This is a genomic window from Lysinibacillus sp. NPDC056959 (assembly GCF_042674095.1).
GTDB lineage: Bacteria > Bacillota > Bacilli > Bacillales_A > Planococcaceae > Lysinibacillus > Lysinibacillus zambalensis.
The window spans coordinates 36616-53500 of the sequence record NZ_JBHURE010000015.1 but is presented as its reverse complement, the minus strand read 5'-3'; the positions used below and the strand labels follow the sequence as shown (position 1 = coordinate 53500).

General features: G+C 38.3%; 12 protein-coding genes and 1 riboswitch. Of the genes, 6 read left to right on the top strand and 6 right to left on the bottom strand.

The features are described from left to right. Positions 1-104: 104 nt before the first annotated feature. Together ACFTQ7_RS16470 and ACFTQ7_RS16465 are read right to left on the bottom strand one after the other, a co-directional pair. Positions 105-1058, bottom strand: a complete 954-nt coding sequence (locus tag ACFTQ7_RS16470) for an L-threonine 3-dehydrogenase (protein WP_079559321.1) — start codon at positions 1056-1058, stop codon at positions 105-107. Between the two features lie 348 nt (positions 1059-1406). Further along, the gene (locus ACFTQ7_RS16465) at positions 1407-3080 is read right to left on the bottom strand and encodes a methyl-accepting chemotaxis protein (RefSeq protein ID WP_386829982.1); all 1674 of its coding nucleotides are present in this window, start codon (positions 3078-3080) and stop codon (positions 1407-1409) included. 479 nt (positions 3081-3559) lie between these two features. Here ACFTQ7_RS16465 and ACFTQ7_RS16460 point away from each other — a divergent pair, with 479 nt between their 5' ends. Next, positions 3560-4729, top strand: a complete 1170-nt coding sequence (locus ACFTQ7_RS16460; protein WP_386829981.1) for an FtsW/RodA/SpoVE family cell cycle protein — start codon at positions 3560-3562, stop codon at positions 4727-4729. A gap of 175 nt (positions 4730-4904) precedes the next feature. Here ACFTQ7_RS16460 and ACFTQ7_RS16455 read toward each other — a convergent pair whose 3' ends face one another. Genes ACFTQ7_RS16455 through ACFTQ7_RS16445 form a run of 3 tightly spaced genes read right to left on the bottom strand, consistent with a single transcriptional unit; the run spans position 4905 to position 9252 of the window. Beyond that, positions 4905-6263, bottom strand: coding sequence for an aspartate aminotransferase family protein (locus ACFTQ7_RS16455; RefSeq protein WP_386829980.1), 1359 nt, complete (start codon positions 6261-6263; stop codon positions 4905-4907). A 25-nt stretch (positions 6264-6288) separates the two neighbouring features. Then, on the bottom strand, positions 6289-7818 hold the full coding sequence (locus ACFTQ7_RS16450; protein WP_386829979.1) for a CoA-acylating methylmalonate-semialdehyde dehydrogenase: 1530 nt from the start codon (positions 7816-7818) through the stop codon (positions 6289-6291). Between the two features lie 24 nt (positions 7819-7842). Beyond that, positions 7843-9252: an amino acid permease gene (locus tag ACFTQ7_RS16445; protein WP_386829978.1), complete on the bottom strand. Its 1410-nt coding sequence runs from the start codon at positions 9250-9252 to the stop codon at positions 7843-7845. A gap of 226 nt (positions 9253-9478) precedes the next feature. Here ACFTQ7_RS16445 and ACFTQ7_RS16440 point away from each other — a divergent pair, with 226 nt between their 5' ends. Beyond that, positions 9479-11047: a PucR family transcriptional regulator gene (locus ACFTQ7_RS16440; RefSeq protein ID WP_386829977.1), complete on the top strand. Its 1569-nt coding sequence runs from the start codon at positions 9479-9481 to the stop codon at positions 11045-11047. Between the two features lie 74 nt (positions 11048-11121). On the opposite strand, the gene ACFTQ7_RS16435 is transcribed toward ACFTQ7_RS16440, so the two are convergent. Next, positions 11122-11916, bottom strand: a complete 795-nt coding sequence (locus tag ACFTQ7_RS16435; protein ID WP_386829976.1) for a carbon-nitrogen family hydrolase — start codon at positions 11914-11916, stop codon at positions 11122-11124. Positions 11917-12430: 514 nt separating this feature from the next. Between ACFTQ7_RS16435 and ACFTQ7_RS16430 the strand changes: the two genes are divergently transcribed. The 4 genes from ACFTQ7_RS16430 to ACFTQ7_RS16415 all read left to right on the top strand — a co-directional run bounded on the left by ACFTQ7_RS16430 (position 12431) and on the right by ACFTQ7_RS16415 (position 16882). After that, the gene (locus ACFTQ7_RS16430) at positions 12431-13600 is read left to right on the top strand and encodes a pyridoxal phosphate-dependent aminotransferase (RefSeq protein WP_386829975.1); all 1170 of its coding nucleotides are present in this window, start codon (positions 12431-12433) and stop codon (positions 13598-13600) included. A gap of 349 nt (positions 13601-13949) precedes the next feature. Beyond that, a riboswitch (SAM riboswitch) is annotated at positions 13950-14053 on the top strand. Between the two features lie 204 nt (positions 14054-14257). Beyond that, on the top strand, positions 14258-15088 hold the full coding sequence (locus ACFTQ7_RS16425) for a MetQ/NlpA family ABC transporter substrate-binding protein (protein WP_386829974.1): 831 nt from the start codon (positions 14258-14260) through the stop codon (positions 15086-15088). A gap of 104 nt (positions 15089-15192) precedes the next feature. Continuing rightward, positions 15193-16218 (top strand): methionine ABC transporter ATP-binding protein, encoded by a 1026-nt coding sequence (locus tag ACFTQ7_RS16420; protein ID WP_349662013.1) that lies wholly within the window; start codon positions 15193-15195, stop codon positions 16216-16218. Next, complete coding sequence (locus ACFTQ7_RS16415) at positions 16211-16882, top strand: methionine ABC transporter permease (protein ID WP_386829973.1); 672 nt, start codon at positions 16211-16213, stop codon at positions 16880-16882. The genes ACFTQ7_RS16420 and ACFTQ7_RS16415 overlap by 8 nt, the downstream gene beginning before the upstream one ends. Positions 16883-16885 lie beyond the last annotated feature (3 nt).

Sequence of the window (16885 nt, the reverse complement as noted above, 5' to 3'; positions counted from 1 at the left end):
TATAGATACGTTTACCAAATGTCATCCCAAACTTTAATAATTACCCGTCAAAATAAAAAAGACGAAGAAATTAAATTCTTCGTCCGATTTTTAGGATTATTTATTTATGAACAAGCTTTTGTTTGCAGTTTGATTTTTAATTTTTCTAGCATATCAACTGTCATTTTTGCTAAGTCATACTGTGCTTTAAAGCCCCATTCTTTTTGTGCCGCTTCTACATTTATAGAATTTGGCCAGCTATCTGCTATCGCTTGACGTACTGGATCTACATGATAATCCATACGGAAATGTGGCAAATGCTTTTTAATTTCTGCCGCAATTTCAGATGGCTCGAAGCTCATTGCAGTGATATTAAAGGCATTGCGATGGATTAGTTTGCTACTATCAGCTTCCATCAAATCTACAATAGCTTGCAATGCATCTGGCATGTACATCATGTCCATGTACGTACCTTCTTGAATATAAGACGTGTACTTTCCTTGCTTGATCGCCTCATAGAAGATTTCTACTGCATAGTCTGTCGTTCCTCCTCCTGGAGGAGTTACGTATGAAATTAACCCTGGGAAGCGGACACCACGAGTATCTACACCAAATCGATCGAAATAATAATCACATAATAGCTCACCAGCAACTTTATTTACCCCATACATTGTTGTTGGACGCTGTAATGTATCCTGTGGCGTATTATCCTTCGGTGTCGACGGACCGAACGCGCCTATTGAGCTCGGCGTGAAAAATTGCAAGTTTAACTCACGTGATACTTCTAACGCATTCATTAAACCACCCATATTTAAATTCCACGCAAGCAATGGATTTTTTTCCGCTGTTGCTGATAATAACGCTGCTAAATGCATCATTGTATCTGCACCAAAATCTTTCGCTAAATCATGCATTCTTTGTCCATCTGTCACGTCCAATACTTCAAACGGACCTTTAGAATGCTCAAGCTTCCGGATATCTGTCGCTAATATATTGTCCTCTCCATAAATACCACGAAGTTTTTCTACAAGCTCAGAACCTATTTGACCTAGCGCACCTGTAACCATTATCTTTTTCATTTCTCCAAACCTCCACCTGTGAACAATTGTACTTCTCAAGAGTACATTAATATATAAACAAACATTGATTTAACAACGCTTCTGATGATTATCATTATAATTTGTTCATATTAAAAATACAACCATAATATTTAGAATTTTGAAAGATAGACAGTAAAAATCCTTTACTATCAGTATATGAGTCCTACAAAACATTGTGCTAGACAAACATACAAAATACATATGTACACCCAGAAAGTACATATGTTCATTTTTTTATAATAGCATTGTACATTGAAATGATCCTTGCCCCTACTTGCCCCAAAAAAAGACCCCCCTTGTATTCAAAGAAAGGTCCTTTTGTTCTTATTAAATTAAGAAGCGCTTTACGGCTATTTGTAAAACTTTCGATACTTTATGTAGTTCTTTAATATAATCATGGAATTGCTGCTGCGCGGTTAACTGATCAGTAGTTAAAGTAGCTACATGTTTAGTTGATGCTGCATTTGTATCCGAAAATGATGTTAACATTGCCGCATCATCACTAACTTTTTTCGTATGGTTAGCAATTTCTTGAAGGGTTGCAGATACTTCCACTATATACGGCTTCATTGTATGTACTTTTTCTAAAATTTGATCAAAGCTTGTTGCTGTATCCCCGGTGACCTGTACGCCCTTTTCAGTTGCGACTAACACTCCATCCATCATTTGCACAGCATAGCTAGAATCTAAATGAATGTTTTGTACGATGGACGTAATCGTTTTTGTTGAGTGGACTGTCTGCTCCGCAAGCTTTCGTACTTCATTGGCCACAACCGCAAATCCTTTACCGTGCTCCCCTGCTCTAGCAGCTTCAATAGATGCATTTAAGGCTAGGAGATTTGTTTGCGCTGTAATTTTTTCAATTACCTCAACCATTTGATCGATTGTAGCTGCTCTTTCTACAAGATTGAAAATGGCAGTATTCGATTTTTCAACTGCACGTTTAATAGCTTGTATTTGTGTTAAATTTGCCTGTACAATTTCCGTACCACTTTCTGCATCACGTGCAGTTTTATGAGCAAAGTTTTCAACAACCTGTACTTTTTCTAAAATCACTTGCACACCATTTAGCACTTCCTCTAGCGATGCTGTATTGGAAGCTAATTTCTCAGTAGAAGCAGCAGTTGAATTTGAAATGGACTGCACATCCTTTGCAATTTTACGTGTCGTGTTAGACGATTGCTCGGAGGATTTCTGCAGTTTCCCTGTCATTTCTTCAACCTCATGCGCACTATTTGATACTGTGTGAAGTAGTCTTTTCACCTCTGTGACCATTTGATTGTAAGACAATACGACTTCGCCAAGCTCATCCTGTGCCACATAACTAGCATTCGCGGTGAAGTCACCCTGCTCTGCACGCTTTAATAATGACTTCAATTGGCGCGTTGGTATATTCACAGCTTTTGTTGCTATAAATCCTATACAGATGACTAGCAAAACAACAAATAAACATACTCCGCCTAATAGCCAATAACCAAATTGCACATCTTTCTGATATGTCTGTTGCTGTTCCGTAGCCTTCTGAACCAAATAGTTTTGAATTTCTTCTAATAATGAATGACTTTGCTGACTTACAGGCAAATACGACTGCGCATAAAGTGATTGTTGTTCATTGTGCCCCAATTGCTTATAGCGATTAATCAAGTCTACTTGCTGAGCTAGCAAGGTCTTCAATTTCTTCATCTGATGGTTCATCTTTTTATCGATTTCTACACTTTCTAAATGATTTAAAGGCTGCTCAGCATTTATTAAAATGTCAGACATTTCTCGATAATCCCTAGCTGAACTCACTAAATAATCTAATTGTCGTTGTGATTCTTCTAGTTCATTTAACCATCCGATCGGCACAAGTCCTTCTGTATAGCTTTCACTTGCATGCCATGACATTTTCCGTAAATAATCAACGCTAAAAATACCTAGCAATACATTCGATAGTACACAAACAATCATCAGTACAAGTAGCTTGTCCTTCACCATTATGTATCGAAAAAAACGCATCATCTTCGGCTCCTTCTCCAACTCTTACCAATAATAATAGTATGGCAATATAAAGCTAGTGTTTTGTTTTTGTAAAGATTTCGCGAAGAGTTATGAAATTTATCCCATTACTTCTACTATAATAGGTGCATATTCCCCTCATGGTAACGTGATATTAGTCCTCATAATACCTTTAGGAACACGCCCATACGATCCGGAAATTACCTCCACATTATGGTGAAGAGCCTCACTCCCCTGCAACCTTCCATTCTTACCAATCGTCGCCTATTAATAGTTGGTTTATCTTCATTCAGTAGAAAACTCTCCTTTCGAAAGGTAGTGAGATGAATGCAGATATGTTAAACCACAATGTTTTCTGTGCGAAAGCGCAGTGGTAACGTAGCGTCAGCAACAATTGTTTTTTCTGTGCGAAAGCGCAGTGGTAACGTAGCGTCAGCAACAATTACAACAAGGCGAAGTTGATCAAAAAAGGGGGTGTTTGAATGTTACAGTTCAAGAAGTTAGATAAAAATTTAGTCATTAGCTTGTCATTGCTCGGTATTATTAGTTGTCTCTTTGTCCATTCCAGTAGCACGGTGTTTGAGCAGTATACAAGCTCGTTCATTATAAAGCAGCTTTTTTATTACCTAATCGGATTTTTCATTATGTATGGAGTAGCAACACTTGATATTGAGCAGCTAAAAAAAATAGGCTGGCCATTTTATTGGGCGATGGTCTTGTTAACATTTGGCTTATTCATTGCCCCCGAAAGTATAGCCCGCACTGTCAATGAAGCGAAACGTTGGTACCATATTCCTGTGTTAGGATCCATTCAGCCATCAGAGTTTTTAAAGTTGGCGTTTTTAATCGTGGTCAGTAAGGTTATTGTTGCGCATAGAGAAAAATATGTGCGCCCTACCTTTTTAACGGATATGCGGCTACTCTTAATCATCGCTGTTATCACTCTTCCACCTACGCTTGCTGTTTACAAGCAACCTGATACGGGCATGGTCATGCTTTATATGTCGATGATTGTACCGATGCTTTTCTTTTCAGGTATACAAAGAAAATTGCTAATCATTTTCACAGCTATCCCAGTATCAATTCTCAGCGTTATGGTTATTCTTTATGTAAAATTCAATGATTTTTTTACAGATAAAATTTTAAATAAATTATCAGGGCATCAAGTATCTCGCATTTATGGATGGTTGCAGCCTAATGAATATCCGGACTCATCTTTTCAAACAAGGCAGGGTTTTTCGGCAATTGGTTCAGGACAGTTTACCGGAAAAGGTTACATGAACAATGATGTCTATGTCGTGGAAAAGCATACAGATTTCATTTTTGCGAACATTGCTGAAGAGCTCGGGTTCATCGGAGGGGCATTTGTCATTGTTCTTTTATTCTTTGTTATTTACCGTATAGTTCTTATTACAGTAGAAGCAAAGGACCCATTTATGACGCTGATGGGAGCCGGTATTGCCAGTTTATTAGCTTTCCAAATTACACAAAATATCGGTATGACCATTGGACTTTTACCTGTAACAGGTATGACATTGCCATTTTTAAGCTATGGTGGTAGTTCACTCATCTCCAATTTCATGTTAATGGGCATTGTGATGATTATCTATAATTCATATAGCGGCTACATGTTTAATAAAACAAAAGAGTAAGGTGAAGGGTATGAACAACACTATTAAAAAGAGAATTTTATTATTGCTATTCCTAGCAGGAGGAGCTTTGTTCATACTCCTACTCCGCCTTGCCTTTCTTATGCTATAAGACATTCAAAAAGCTGTCTCAAAAGTTTTTACGACTTTTGAGACAGCTTTACTTTTAGATTTTATATTATGCCTGCACTTTATGAATACTATCAATCACAACTTTTATGATTGTATCAAGATCCTCTTGTACAATATTAAGTGGTGGAGATAATGTTAATACGTTATTAAAGCCTGCAACAGTTGCACCATTTTTACCTATAATAACACCCTGCTCCTTACATGCAGCAATAATAGCATTTACTTTATCTACTGGTAAAGGCTCCTTCGACGTTTTATCTGACACTAACTCGATGCCCAGTAATAAGCCTTTGCCTCGAACATCCCCAACGTTCGGGTGATTACCTAATGCTTGCTGAAGTGTTTGGAGGGAAGTTGCTCCAACCTCAGTAGATCTTTCAAATAATGCTTCTTGCTGAAGAATCTCAATATTTTTTAATGCAACCGCACATGCGACTGGTGACCCACCAAATGTATTAACATGGCGGAAATAGCCGTATGCATCAGAGCCAGTGAATGCCTCATAAATTTCTCGTTTTACCGCTGTAGCTGATAATGGTAAATAGGCACTCGTAATCCCTTTGGCCATCGTAATAATATCTGGTTTTACACCGTAGTTCATGAATCCAAACGGCTTTCCTGTTCGACCGAAGCCACAAATTACTTCGTCTACAATCATTAATGCTCCATGTTTTTTACATACTTCTTCAATGCCCTTTAAGTAGTCCTCAGGAGGCATAATGACGCCCCCACCTGTAATAATCGGCTCTAAAATCATCGCGGCTATTGTTTCACTTAGCTCCCACGTCATCGTCTTATCGACAGCCTTAACGCTTGTTAAATCTATTGGAGCAAGTGTATCACTTTCGTGTTCTCGATATTGATCTGGTGGTGCTACATGAATAAAGCCAGGAGATAATGGTTCATATTTATATTTGCGTTCCGCTTGCCCTGTCGCAGCCAATGCTCCGAAAGAATTCCCATGATAGGCACGGTAGCGAGAAACGATTTTATAGCGAGAGCTTTCTCCTTTTTGTTGATGATACTGACGTGCAATTTTAAACGCAGTTTCATTAGCCTCTGACCCACTATTAGAGAAGAAAATAACATAATCTCCACCAAGCATTTCATTGATTTTTTCTGCCAGTTCAACTGCTGGTAAATGCCCCTGCGATAAAGGAGCATAAGCGTTTTTCATCATTTGCTCATGGGCAACATCTGCTAATTCCTTGCGTCCATAGCCTACATTTACACACCATAAACCTGCCATTGCATCGATGTATTCAACACCATCTGTATCAACGATCCTCGCACCATTTGATTTTTCAACTACATATGTCGCTTGTGGATTGTAAGGTTTCATTGAATGCCATACATATTGTTCATCTTTCTTTAAAATATCACTTTTAAGATTTACTTGAACCATATCTATACACCCCTTTAAGTTATTTTCACTTAGTCACATCGTTATTGCTTGGAAACGCAAATGAACTTGCCGTATCCTCTGTTTCATCAGGCCAGCGTTCCGAAATCGTTTTCGCTTTCGTAAAGAATCGTGCTTGGTCCGGTCCAAACATATGCCCTTCACCAAACTTAGAGCGCTTCCATCCTCCAAAATTGTGATAGCCAACTGGAATCGGAATCGGAACATTAACACCTACCATGCCTACTTCAATTTCTTCCTGGAATTTACGCGCCGCCGAACCGCTGCTCGTAAACATTGTGACACCATTTCCAAGTTCGTGGTCATTAATTAAATCAATAGCTTCTTGTAAGGATTCGACGCCTACAACAATGCGAGCAGGGCCAAAAACTTCCTCTTTAAAAATAGTCATTTGTGGAGTTATGTTATTTAACAATGTCGGTCCAAGGTAAAAGCCTTTAGACGTTTCGCATATTTTCGGATTTCGGCCGTCCGTTACAAGGTTAGCCCCTTCTTCAACAGCATCATCGATATATCGAAGAATCGACTCTTTTGATTGTTGCGTAATAACTGGGCCAAAATCTACCTCGCTATCTGTATATGGACCAACCTTTAATTTCAAGATTTTGTCCTTCAATATTTCTGTAAAGCGTTGTTCCGTATCTTTCCCAACGACGATTGCTCCAGAAATAGCCATACAACGCTGAGACGCCGCTCCAAATGCTGCACCTAAAAAGGCATTAGCTGTTTGCTCTAGGTTTGCATCGGGCATTACAATCATAAAGTTCTTCCCGCCACCAAATGCAGCGACACGTTTATTGTTCTTCGTCCCTGTTTGATAAATATATTCCGCAACAGGTGTGGATCCAACAAATGAAATTGCTTGTATCTCTTTATTTTCAAGCAGTTCATTAACCGCTTCTTTATCACCATTAACGACTGTCCAAATTCCATCTGGCAGTCCTGCCTCTTTCCATAACTTACTTAAATATAATGCCGAGATTGGCACACGCTCAGATGGCTTTAAAATCACTGCATTTCCTACTGCAACCGCCATACTTGTAATTGCCAATGGCACCATAACAGGGAAATTAAATGGAGCAATTGTAGCAACAACTCCAAGTGGGGCTTTTGTAGAGAAGGCATTAATATTGCCGCCTACATTCACCGAGTATTCTCCCTTCAGCATTTGCGGGGCACTGATTGCCATATCTACGGATTCAATGCCACGAACAATTTCGCCCTTTGCATCTTCCTTCGTTTTCCCACTTTCCTCACAAATGACTTCAATGAGCTCATCCTGTTTTTCTACTAACAACTGACGGAAACGATGTAAAACCTCAACCCTTTTGCCAATCGATGTCTTTTTCCATGAAGGGAATGCTGCCTTCGCTAGCTGGATAGCCTGCTTCACTTCATCTTTAGTTGCTAACGGTACTTGCGCAATGATCTCTCCTGTTGTTGGATTATACACGTCTGCGTAGCGACCACTAGTACCGGCTGTTTCAACACCATTAATAAAATGTGATAATGTTTTCATTTTTTGCTGAACTGTCATAATTTCCCCACTCCTCGTTTATAGTTATTCAAAATCCAACTCTTCCTTTTGGAAAATAGAGCTAGCTTCATCTACCGGGTTAGGCGACTTTTTCTTTTGTGTAACTAAATAGAAAATCATCACTACTGCCACTACAATGCATGTGAATAAAATTTGTGAACGCATCGATTCAATAAAGAACATGGCGATTAGTAATGCTGTTATAACCAAGATTGTGAAATACGTTAAATACGGGAATAACCACATTTTCACTTTTAATAGCTCGGGATTTTCTTTCTCCATTTTCCGGCGCATTTTTAATTGTGAAAACGCAATGATTAAGTAAAGAATCAATGTAATTGCACTACATGAACTAAGTAAAAACATAAACACTTTATCTGGTGAAACATAGTTCATAATAACGGCAATATAAGAGAAGAATGTCGCTGTTAATATGGCATTAACAGGTGCACCCTTTTTATTTAATTTCAAAAATGCTTTTGGGGCCTCCCCCTTCTCCGCTAAAGAAAATACCATTCGAGATGTAGCGTAAAGCGCAGAGTTTAAGCAAGATAAAACCGCTGTTAATACAACAAAATTCATAATTTGTGCAGCTGCGGGAATTCCGATGTAATCCAACACTGCTACATAGGGACTTGTTAAAATATCCGAGGAATGCCAAGGTAATAATGTGACAACTACCGTTATCGATCCCACGTAGAAAATCAAAATACGCCAAGTAATTGAATTCGTAGCTTTTGTCACCGCTGCTAACGGTTCGTCAGATTCCCCTGCCGCAATGGCCACAATTTCTGTGCCCATAAAGGAGAAAATAACAATAACTACCCCCATCAAGACTGCTCCAAAACCATTCGGTAAAAAGCCACCCTCACCGATCAAATTAGCAGTACCTACTGCATTAAAATTAGGTGCGATACCAAAAATAATGAATGCACCTAGTCCAAGAAAAGCTATAATACTCGCAACCTTAATAAGAGAGAACCAATATTCAAATTCACCAAAAGCTTTTACGGAAATGACATTTGTTAAAGTAAGTGCGACAGTTAATAAAAGACTTAGTAACCATAAAGGAATCCCGTCATACCAATATTGAATGATTGCAGCTGCTGCAGTTGCCTCTAAAGCAATAGCAACAACCCAGAAAAACCAATATAACCAACCAATCATAAAACCTGCCCACGGACCAATGGCTTCATGTGCATAATGCGCAAAAGACCCACTTGTTGGATTGACAGCTGCCATTTCTCCAAGCATTCGCATGACAAGAATAACGATAATACCCGCAAATATATAAGATAAAATTGCGCCAGGGCCGGCAAGGTTAATTACTGAGCCACTTCCCATAAATAGACCTGCTCCGATAACCCCCGCAATCGCGATCATCGTCATATGCCTTTTCTTTAACCCTTTCTGTAATTGCGTTTGTTGCTCCATATTCAGCTCACCTCTTTTATTAGATTGGATTACCGCTTACAAAAATTTTACATGTTACATAGAAACGAAGGTATAGACAAACTGTAAAATTCTATGCATTTGTTTTAAACATAATGTAAAATAGACTAAACATTCTAAAAATACAATATTTAAGTTAATTTCAGCAAAAATAACACATCAATGAGAAAACTAGATAAATATCTATGTTAAAAGGAGGGAGGGTAACATGAGTCAATTTAAGCTTCAAGTGAAGGATGTATTAGAAAACACATACTTCCAAAATGCAGAGGTCGTAGCTGGTGAAGATGGTTTATTACGAATTGTAAAGTGGGCTCATGTCATTGAAATTATACAAGTAGATAATTTTCTAGCTGGTGATGAATTAGTTTTAACAACGGGGATCAGCCTTCAGCACAGCATCGAAAACTTTATCTTTTTCGTAGAATCTTTAATCGAAAAAAATTGCGCGGCACTATGCATTGAATACGGGACTTCCATACAGACCATCCCGGAAGTGATTGTAGCTCTTGCTAACCGTCATAGCTTCCCTATTATCGTTTTTCATGACACGGTTCCTTTCGTCCGTATTACACAAGATTTACATAGTCAAATTATGAATCAACAATATTTAATGATCTCTACTTTAGAATCCTACTCTCAAACATTAAATAAAAATGCTCTATTAGGACAAAACGCAGAAGAAATTTTACAAAATATGTATTATGAATTGAAGACACAAATCATCTTTTCTATTAAAGGTCGAGAGCCTATCTTTTTTCCAAATATGCCGCATACTAAGCGCCAACAACTAGTTACGCTGGAAAAATCAGCAACCGTGTTTAAAAATGAGCCTATCTTTATTTTTGATCAGCATTATGCAGATTTAACGCTCTATAGAGAAGATGGTCTATTCTCAGAGTTTGAATTACTTATTTTAGACCGTACAGCTACTGCCTTGGCACAGCTGTTAATGAGAGAATTTTATATTGAAGAGAAAAGGGACATTGAGGATGCCTCTTTTTTAGGAGATTGGATCGATCAAAAACTATCGAAAGAGGAAATTTATAAATTTATCGTCAGCTATCATTCTAGCTATAAGCTTTCTAGCGGGGCCGTTTTTATGTTAGCAATGCCTAATGCAGTCTCTAAAGTACAAGAGGATATTGTCTACAGCAAGCTCTACTATCGAAATCTTTTTGAGCAAAATGGATTTATACCATTTCTATACGAAAGGAAAAGCTATGTCATTTTTATTTTACTTCATAAGAAAGATAGTAAATCGAGTCGCGAATTATTAAATACATTAGTTTCTTCCCTGCTGAAAACTGATTTTTATAAAAAACAAATGATTCAAGGGTATCAAGTAGCCATTGGCAAAGTCGTAGCAGACGTAGAGGAAATACCGAAGAGTTATCAAACTGCACTCGAAACATTGTATATTTGCAGTAAAGTACAAACTACATCTTACTTTTATGATGATTTACATTTGTATCACCTCATCTATAAATTACAGATGCAAGTAAATTTGCAGGAAGTGATTCAAGATTATTTACAGCCCGTTATTGAATACGACAAAAAAAATAATAGTAAGCTATTAGAAACGCTACAAGTATACTTGCAAACGAACGGCTCTAAACAACAAACCGCTAATCAACTGTTCATCGTACGCCAAACGCTCTACCATCGTTTAAAAAAGCTTGAAAGTCTTTTAGGGAAAAATTTCATGAAGGGGCATAATCGAATTACGCTTGAATTTATGTTGCTCGCCAATTCTTTAATTGAGGATAAAAACTAACTACATGTTTATGATTGATCAGCGATGTTGCAAGAATAGCACGCTCAAAATCGCTATGAGCGTGCTATCAGATTTTAATTTTCGGTAACTACTCCACTATATAATGCTGGTCTGCGGTCGTCATAAACTGGAATTCTGCCTCGTACTTCATCGACAATCGAAAAGTCCACGTCAATGACAGCTACTTCCTCGTCCTCTGCACCAACCCAAAGCACTTCGCCCCACGGTTGAATAATCATTGATTGACCATTAAAGTTTTCTACTTTTCTCGATATACGATTAACAGCGATCACGAAGCATTGATTTTCGATGGCACGTGCTTGCAGCAATGTGTTCCAATGATCGATACGTGGCGTCGGCCATTGTGCCGGCACGAACAATACTTTTGCGCCCTCTAAAGCGTGAGCACGTAGCCATTCTGGGAAGCGAATATCATAGCAAATCACACCTGCAGCCTCGATATCACCAAGGGCAAAGCGATTCATTTCATCCCCTGCTTCTAAATATAGATGCTCGTCCATCAATCGGAAAAGATGTGCCTTGTTATATTCACCTACTAACTCACCATTGTTATCAAACGTATACATCGTGTTGTAAAATTTATCGCCCTTCTTCGTTGAAACAGAGCCTCCAACAATATGTACGCCAAGCTCTTTCGCTAGGTTTGATAAAAATGCTTTCGAACGTTCTCCATTCACATCTGCAAGCTCTGATAATTTTTCAAGCGCATAGCCTGTATTCCACATTTCCGGTAATACAATAATTTCTGCACCTTGTTTTGCCGCTTCACGAATCTTTTCTTCCGCACGAGCAAAATTTTCTTCTACTTTGCCAAAACCAACATTTAGTTGGATACACCCAATTTTCATCTTAATTCCTACCCTTCTCCCAAAAGTATTTCTTTTACTGCATTTGTGCTTTTCTATATTTCATTATACTACAATTGAAAATGATATCGCTGTTGTCTGAGCTTAGAGCAGCTTTGGAACAAAAACAAAAAGGCCAGGATCTCAGCAATAAAGTGAGCCCTGGCCTTTTCGCGAAAGTGAATCTTACTAATCATTTTTGCTCTTAGTTTTAGATTCTATTAATTAGTACGATTAAGTTTAATAAAAGTTACAGTAATTAAAAAAAAAATTAAATATTATTTTAAAGGGCTTAAAAGTAATGTCAAAACCTATGTTTTATGGGCATTGTTAAGATGCCTCAGATGTTGTTACAATGACAAGGCATAATTACGTTCGGAATCGGCTTTGTACTTAGGCTCGCATGCTCTCTGTTTGTATTTTGTGCGTCCATCTTTGTAAATTGAGACTCTAGACAATTAGTAAAAAAAGTAATAATATTTGCATCAATTATTATTTTTTAAAAAGGAGAACATGCATGGAATTCTCAAAAAAACTACAGCAACTCCCGACTCAATTTTTTGCAGCATTGGTGCAAAAAGTGAATAGTGCTTTAGCAGAAGGGCGCGATGTTATCAATCTCGGTCAAGGCAATCCAGATCAGCCCACTCCCCAACACGTTATAAAAGCGTTACAGGAGGCAGCTGAAAACCCTCAAAATCATAAATATTCTCCATTCCGCGGCCTAGTAGAATTACGTCAAGCAGCTGCAGACTTCTACAAACGTGAATACAATGTTGATATTGACCCTGAAACTGAGGTAGCTATTCTTGGTGGTACAAAAATTGGTCTTGTTGAGCTGCCATTAGCGGTTTTAAACCCCGGTGATACAATGTTATTACCCGATCCTGGATATCCAGATTACTTATCTGGTGTTGTATTAGGTGATGTTAATTTTGAAGTCATGCCACTTTTTGCAGAAAATGATTTCCTGCCTGATTATCATGCTCTTTCTGATGACGTAAAAGAAAAGGCTAAGCTACTTTACTTAAATTACCCGAACAACCCAACTGGTGGTACTGCAACACTTGAATTTTTCGAGGAAACGGCGCGCTTTGCTAAAGAACACAACATGATCGTCTCACATGATTTCGCTTACGGTGCAATTGGATTTGACGGCAAGAAACCTATTAGTTTCCTGCAAGCGGAAGGTGCCAAAGAGGTCGGCATCGAGATGTATACATTATCTAAAACATATAATATGGCAGGCTGGCGTATTGGATTTGCAGTTGGTAACGCTGATATTGTTGCGGCTATTAATCTTATTCAAGATCATCTATTTTGTAGTCAATTCCCTGCCGTACAACAAGCAGCAGCGGTTGCCCTTACAGCATCACAGGATTGCGCAAATACGCTAAGAGCGACTTATGAGCGTCGACGAAATGTTCTTATCGAAGAAGCACAGCGAATTGGTTGGCAAGTAACCTCACCAAAGGGCTCTTTCTTTGCATGGCTCCCTGTTCCATTAGGTTATACAAGCGAGCAGTTTGCTGATGCATTGCTCGATAAAGCTGATATCGCAGTAGCTGCAGGCAATGGCTTCGGTCTATACGGTGAAGGCTATGTTCGTGTAGGTTTACTCGTAAGTGAAGAACGCTTACGTGAAGCGGTCAGCAGAATTGAAAAATTAAACCTATTTAACTCATGAGCATTTGATTCCCTCTATCAAAAAAACTGTCCCATCAGCTCACGCTTGCTAAGGGACAGTCTTTTCATCTCACTATCTTTTGTGGTAGCTCTAGCCCTTCTTCTATTGGATAACATTGGTCATAACCCGTTTCTTCATACCGACACACCCCCCCACTAATCGCTCATAGAGCCATGAAAATGCGTTTCATATCTCCCATCCCACACATAGTTGACTCTCACTAACATTCCCACCCATCTCCCTTAATGGAATATTGTAATAAAATAAAAAATTTTAAAAATTCCATTGACTTACCATAACCAATAATTTATATTAGTCCTATCGGATTTACAAAAAAATATTTATAAATCTCTTATCAAGAGTAGCTGAGGGACTGGCCCTATGAAGCTCGGCAACCTCCTTTTTTAAGGAAGGTGCTAAATCCTGCAAACGATATCGTTTGAAAGATAAGAGAGGACACTTTTTTATGAGCCTCTCTTAATTTTTTAAGAGAGTTTTTTTTATCTTCATTTACATGAAGATAAAAGCCTCCGGCGGATGTCACGGATTTTGAAAGGAATGAATTGTGCTAGCACAATTCAAAATCCGGACAGCAATTACGCCAAGGCGAAATTGTTTTTTATACAAACCGATAAAACAACTTTGGAGGTATGTCTCATGAAAAAGAAAAACAAAATTTTACTAGGTTTAGCAAGTCTCACATTAGTAGCAGCATTAGTAGGTTGCGGTACTAAAGAAGATAAAGGTAGTCAAGGTAAGGCTACTAATGAAAATAAAGTTGTAGTAGGTGTAACTTCTGGTCCACACGAACAAATTGCAGAAGTTGCTGCAAAAGTTGCCAAAGAAAATGGCTTAGAGGTAGAACTAAAAACGTTCTCTGATTATGTTTTACCAAATACATCGTTAGCCGAGGGTGATCTTGATGTAAACAGCTATCAACACAAGCCTTTCCTCGATGCATTTAACAAAGATCACAAAACAGATTTAGTGCCAGTAGGAAAAACAATTTTAACTCCAATGGGCATTTACTCTGAGAAATATAAATCATTGGATGAAGTTCCTGATGGTGCTACATTCGGATTACCAAATGATCCAACAAACGGTGCCCGTGCTCTATTTGTCCTTCAAGAGGCAGGCATCATTAAATTAAAAGAAGGTGCAGACTTAACAGCTTCTACTCGCGATGTGGAAGAAAACAAAAAGAATTTTAAATTCATTGAATTAGAGGCTGCACAAATTCCGAAGCAGCTTAGTGAAGTAGATGTGGCAGCTATTAATACGAACTTCGCTCTTGATGCTGGTATTGATCCTAAAAAAGACTCCATTCTTTTAGAATCTACTAACTCTCCATATGTAAACTACATCGCGGTACGTTCTGAAAACGAGGATGACCCAGCGATTAAAAAATTTGTTGAAGCCTATCAATCTGATGAAGTACGCAAATTTATTGAAGAGGAATTCAAAGGTTCTATTATTCCAAGCTGGTAAGTAACGATGAAGGGCCTTTCATAAATTAAGAATCTGCGAGACTCCTATAGGAATGCTAGCAGATTCTTGCTTTATAAAAGGACTTAGAAAGGAGATATCACAGTATGATTCAACTAGAAAATATAACAAAAGAATTTAAAACTAAAAAAGGTATCGTTAAAGCAGTAGATGGCATTAACCTACATGTCAAAAAAGGTGAAATTCATGGGGTTATTGGCTACAGTGGTGCAGGAAAAAGTACCCTTATTCGCTGTGTTAATTTATTAGAACGTCCAACAACAGGAAAAGTATTGATCGACAATGTAGATATTACTTCCCTTTCTTTAAACGACCTTCGCGAAACACGTCAAAAGATCGGCATGATCTTCCAGCATTTTAATCTCTTAAAAACAGCGACCGTTTACAACAATATCTCGGTCCCATTAAAACTTCTAGGCTATAACGACTCTGAAGTGAAAAAACGCGTTGCAAAATATGCAGAAATTGTTGGCCTAACAGAGAAATTAGATAGTTATCCTAGCCAGCTTTCGGGTGGTCAAAAGCAACGTGTCGCTATTGCACGTGCCCTCGCCCAAGAGCCTGAGATTTTACTCAGTGATGAAGCGACAAGTGCTCTCGATCCTGAAACAACTGACGCTATTCTTGAGCTTCTCTTAAAAATTAACCGTGAGCTGGGCATCACTATTTTACTCATTACACATGAAATGAATGTTATTCAAAAAATTTGCGATGATGTATCCGTTCTTGAATCAGGGACGGTTGTGGAATATGGCTCTGCTATAGAACTATTTTCGAAGCCTCAGCACCCAACGACACGAAAGTTTTTAAACACTATTTCTCAACGTAATTTATCTCCTTCCCTTATCGAGCAATTAAATCTTTCCGGAAGTGTGATTCGTTTAACATTCCTTGGTGAAAGTACCGGGAAGCCATTACTTGCAGAAGTGAGCAAAGTTTATGATGTACAACCAAATATTTTAACAGCCAATATCATTGAATTAAAAAACGGCATCGTCGGGAATATTGTCGTGCATCTTCACGGTGAGGCACATATCGTAGAAAAGGCACTTAAATATTTTACAGAAAACGGGGTAGACGTTGAGGAATTAGGAGGCGAATTAAATGAATAGCATTCAAAGCTTCTTTGCAGACTGGTCAGATGTTATTGGGCAATCCATTATCGAAACCTTTCAAATGGTCGGGATTTCATTATTGTTCTCTATTTTAATTGGGATCCCTTTAGGGCTTTTAATCGTTTTAACCCGACCAGGGCAATCATTTGAAAGTAAATTTCTCTATCAATTTTTCAATTTATTTATTAATATTATTCGCTCTGTACCGTTCATTATATTACTATTCTTCATTTTACCGTTCACGAAGCTGATCGTTGGCACAACTATTGGTGTAAAAGGTGTTATTGTGCCGCTTGTTGTTTATACAGCGCCTTATATTGCGCGCCTTATGGAAACGGCACTTTTAGAAGTTGATCCAGGTGTTGTGGAAGCTTATACAGCAATGGGTATTAAACGTCGTCACATCATTTGGAATGTCTTACTACGTGAGGCTCGTCCATCCATTATTTTAGGCTTAACAATTGCCACAATCGGTCTGATAGGAGCAACAGCAATGGCTGGAATGGTTGGTGCTGGTGGTTTAGGTGATCTCGCATATCGTTACGGTCATTTACGCTATGAGGTCGATGTGATGTATGCGACAGTGTTTATCTTAATCATCCTTGTTCAGATTATTCAATCAATGGGTAACCGCTTTGCTGCGAAACTAAAGAAAGATTGATAG

Coding starts and splice junctions, on each gene's coding strand:
- ACFTQ7_RS16435 (WP_386829976.1), bottom strand. CDS start 11,916: ATGAAAATTGGGTGTATCCAACTAAATGTTGGTTTTGGCAAAGTAGAA.
- ACFTQ7_RS16445 (WP_386829978.1), bottom strand. CDS start 9,252: ATGGAGCAACAAACGCAATTACAGAAAGGGTTAAAGAAAAGGCATATG.
- ACFTQ7_RS16430 (WP_386829975.1), top strand. CDS start 12,431: ATGGAATTCTCAAAAAAACTACAGCAACTCCCGACTCAATTTTTTGCA.
- ACFTQ7_RS16465 (WP_386829982.1), bottom strand. CDS start 3,080: ATGATGCGTTTTTTTCGATACATAATGGTGAAGGACAAGCTACTTGTA.
- ACFTQ7_RS16460 (WP_386829981.1), top strand. CDS start 3,560: ATGTTACAGTTCAAGAAGTTAGATAAAAATTTAGTCATTAGCTTGTCA.
- ACFTQ7_RS16415 (WP_386829973.1), top strand. CDS start 16,211: ATGAATAGCATTCAAAGCTTCTTTGCAGACTGGTCAGATGTTATTGGG.
- ACFTQ7_RS16425 (WP_386829974.1), top strand. CDS start 14,258: ATGAAAAAGAAAAACAAAATTTTACTAGGTTTAGCAAGTCTCACATTA.
- ACFTQ7_RS16455 (WP_386829980.1), bottom strand. CDS start 6,263: ATGGTTCAAGTAAATCTTAAAAGTGATATTTTAAAGAAAGATGAACAA.
- ACFTQ7_RS16440 (WP_386829977.1), top strand. CDS start 9,479: ATGAGTCAATTTAAGCTTCAAGTGAAGGATGTATTAGAAAACACATAC.
- ACFTQ7_RS16470 (WP_079559321.1), bottom strand. CDS start 1,058: ATGAAAAAGATAATGGTTACAGGTGCGCTAGGTCAAATAGGTTCTGAG.
- ACFTQ7_RS16450 (WP_386829979.1), bottom strand. CDS start 7,818: ATGACAGTTCAGCAAAAAATGAAAACATTATCACATTTTATTAATGGT.
- ACFTQ7_RS16420 (WP_349662013.1), top strand. CDS start 15,193: ATGATTCAACTAGAAAATATAACAAAAGAATTTAAAACTAAAAAAGGT.